Origin of the sequence: Yinghuangia sp. YIM S09857, assembly GCF_051388915.1 — a bacterium.
Taxonomy (GTDB): domain Bacteria; phylum Actinomycetota; class Actinomycetes; order Streptomycetales; family Streptomycetaceae; genus Yinghuangia.
In genome coordinates this window covers 179,467-182,228 of record NZ_JBPKBH010000010.1, presented here as the reverse complement: position 1 = coordinate 182,228, position 2,762 = coordinate 179,467, and the positions used below count along the sequence as shown (strand labels likewise).

Sequence of the window (2,762 nt, the reverse complement as noted above, 5' to 3'; positions counted from 1 at the left end):
CCCCCCACCCCGTGGCGTCGTTCGGCCACAAAGAGCCGGGGATCATCGGCCGAAACACCTTGGACGGCCTGGCCTTTCTGCTCGCCCTCGCCCTGCGCTTCGGAGGAGAGCGCCGCCTCGCCCAGGTTGCGCACCTGTCCGACGCACTCGGCATCCGGCCCACCGCCGAGTACGGCGTCAACGCCAACGGCGGCGACGCCGAAGTCGACCTCGAACTCGCGCCGCCGCCCGGCTGGCGCCACGAACCGGACCCGTCCGGCATCGGCATCGGCGTTCTCGCCCCGGACGACGCCTTCGCCGACGAGTACCCCGTGTTCACCGGCGACACCGACGCGATCCTGGCCGATGCCACCCGGCTGCTCGACGCCGGCCACCCGGCAAGCGCCCTGCTCGGCCTCACCACCGCCTACCACGAGGACGTTTTGCGCCTCCCGGACCTCCATGCCGCGTGGACCCGCGCGTACGACGACCTCGACCGGCCCCTCCTGCGCGAGCGCCTCGACGTCATGCTGGAGAACCACCGCGAGGCGTTCGGCGGTTGTGCGCCCGGACAGTCGCAGCAGTCCCGGCACCGGTACGACCGCCACCCGGACCCCGGAGGCAACCTGCAAACGGCCCGCCCTGCGTCGCCCCGCGAGCGCGCGAGGGACTTCCCTGGGATTGACCGACCTATCCCATCAAATCACCGCACACCTGAACAGCCGTGGCATTCAGCCCTCGTCTGGGGATCGGTGTAGGGGTACGTTTCCCGCGTGAGCTCATCGATACCTCCAGGTTGGTACGACGACCCGGCGGGCCCCGGGAACGAGCGCTGGTGGGACGGCGGGCAGTGGACCGAGTCCACGCGCCCGGCGTCCGACCCCGGTGCGCTCCCGGCCGCCCCCGAGCCGTCGCCCGGTGCCGCGCAGGGCCCGACGATGTCCGCCGGACCGCCGCAGGGCGGCCCGTACGGGCAGTACGGCGGTCCCGCCCCCGGCCCGGCCCCTGGCCCCGCACCCGGCCCGCCGCCAGGCGTGCCCGGACCGATCGGCATGCCGAACCACGGCTACCCGCCCGCCCCGCACCAGATGGGCGGCCCGGGCCCCGGCGGCGGAAGCGGCAACCGCAACCGCACGGTCCTGATCAGCGTCGTCGCGCTGCTCGTGGTCGGCGGCCTCGTCACGGCACTGGTGCTGCTGCTCGGCGGCGACGACAAGAAGAAGGACCCGGTCGCCGATCCGACCGGCAGCCCGACGTCCACGTCCACGTCGCAGAAGACGGACAAGCCGCAGCCTCCCGGCCCCGCGACGGACGGCACGGTGCGGGACACCGCGACCGGCGTCACCGTGCCGCGGATGAAGGACTGGGAGGAGGTCCCGGACGCCGGCTCCGAGACCCACCAGTACAAGGAGGAGATCCCCTGCGCCGGGGACACCTCGTCGCCGGACCCGGGGGACACGACCGGCTGCTACCTCGGCGAGATCGACGTGGCCCCGTTCCGCGGCACCGACTTCGACGAGTTCACCGTCCGGCTCACGGACCAGGTGAAGACCGCCGACGACTACACGGTGACCAAGACCGTGATGGACGAGCGCGTCACCATCGACGGCAAGAACGCCCACGTGCTGGTCGTCGAGGTCGAGGAGGAGGCGGACCCGGCGGGCACGATGCGTAAGGCCACGCTTCAGTTCATCTTCATCGACAACCCGTACGACGACGACGGCAAGCTGATGTTCCCCGTCGTGTACACCGCGGTCTACGACGACCCGAAGGCACCGCCGGTCGAGGTCATCGAGACCGTCCGCGACGGCGTCAAGATCGGTACGCCCAGCCCGACCGCGAGCTGACCGGCCGCCGACCGGACCGGCCCAGAGCCTGCGACCCGAGCCGCCGAGAGGGCGCGTCCCGTTCGACCGCGTGCACCGCGCACGCGCCGACCGGGCCGCGCCCTCAGCCGTACGGGAACACCTCCGCCGGGAACGCGGCGCGCACGTGGCCGACGGGCGCATGCGGTCGACTGCGCCCCGGCGGAACAGCGGCATCCGGCAGCCTGGGCCCCGCTCCGCCCCCATCACCGATCGACCGCAAGGCTCGGTGACGGAGGTGACGGAGGTGACGGAGGTGACGGAGGTGACCGAGGTGGCTGAGGCAACCGAGGCAACGAGGCAGCCGAGGTGGCCGACGTGGCTGAGGCGACCGAGGCGACCGAGGTGGCTGAAGAGACCGAGGTGGCGCAGAGGCGCACAGACGGAGTACGGCACCACCCCGAATGGCCGCCTCCGCCCCTCCCACCGCGCGCGTCGGCCGCGCACGCACTGCCGAGTCGCACCGGGTGGGCGATCCTGGAGGCGGGTCTGTCCGTGATCATGGCGATGTTGGGGACACGAGTGGATGCAATGCCGGCCCCCGGCCGGGGGTCTCTGCGGCGACGGGACCGGTGCCGTGCCCGGTGACGGCATCCCCGGTGGTCCCGGCACGCCCCGTGTGTCCGGCGTGTCCGGCAGTCCCGGCACGTCCGACGGTCGCGGCGCACCCGGCGGTCCCGGCACATCAGGCGCGCCCGGCACGCCCGGCGCACCCGGCACGCCCGCCGCACCCGGCACACCCGGCACGTCCGGCGCCCGCGCCGCTCCCGCCCCCTCCGCCTGGTGGCAGACCGCCGCCGACGACCCGATGTTCACCCAGTGCCCCTTCGGCCTGGTCCTCCTCGACACCGCCGGGCACGTACTCGCCGCGAATCCCACCATCGCGGCCATCCACGGCGTATCCACCGACGAGCTGCG

At 73.3% G+C, this 2,762-nt stretch carries 3 protein-coding genes; all 3 read left to right on the top strand.

Going from position 1 to position 2,762, the window contains the following annotated elements; genetic code table 11:
• A partial coding sequence (locus tag ACRX5S_RS22515) for a hypothetical protein (RefSeq protein ID WP_436774841.1) occupies positions 1-737 on the top strand: 737 nt, incomplete at its 5' end.
• Between the two features lie 15 nt (positions 738-752).
• Positions 753-1,826 carry a DUF2510 domain-containing protein gene (locus ACRX5S_RS22510; protein ID WP_436774840.1) on the top strand — a complete coding sequence of 358 codons (1,074 nt, stop codon included), beginning with the start codon at positions 753-755 and terminating at the stop codon, positions 1,824-1,826.
• 646 nt (positions 1,827-2,472) lie between these two features.
• The coding region (locus ACRX5S_RS22505; RefSeq protein ID WP_436774839.1) for a hypothetical protein at positions 2,473-2,762 on the top strand (290 nt) is incomplete at its 3' end.